This window comes from Rhizobium ecuadorense (assembly GCF_001187535.1).
Lineage (GTDB): Bacteria > Pseudomonadota > Alphaproteobacteria > Rhizobiales > Rhizobiaceae > Rhizobium > Rhizobium ecuadorense.
In genome coordinates this window covers 1-284 of sequence record NZ_LFIO01001559.1, presented here as the reverse complement: position 1 = coordinate 284, position 284 = coordinate 1, and the positions used below count along the sequence as shown (strand labels likewise).

Sequence of the window (284 nt, the reverse complement as noted above, 5' to 3'; positions counted from 1 at the left end):
GCCCGGAACTATCGTCGTCGATACGGCGAGCCGCTACCTTTACTTCGTGGAGGCAGACGGACTGGCGACTCGCTATGGCGTTGCCGTCGGTGAGGAAGGACTGAGTTTCAAGGGCGAGGCTACCATCGGCTATAAGGCAGAGTGGCCTTCGTGGAAGCCCACCAATGACATGATTCAGCGCAAGCCCCGGCTGGCCAAGTATGCCGATGGGATACCGGGAGGACCGCTCAACCCTCTCGGTGCAGCGGCCCTCTACCTCTACCAAGGAGGAGAAGATACCCTGT

Annotated in this window: 1 protein-coding gene; it reads left to right on the top strand. The window is 60.2% G+C overall.

Going from position 1 to position 284, the window contains the following annotated elements; all coding sequences use genetic code 11:
* On the top strand, positions 1-284 hold a 284-nt coding region (locus AF337_RS44710), incomplete at both ends, for a L,D-transpeptidase (protein ID WP_160320391.1).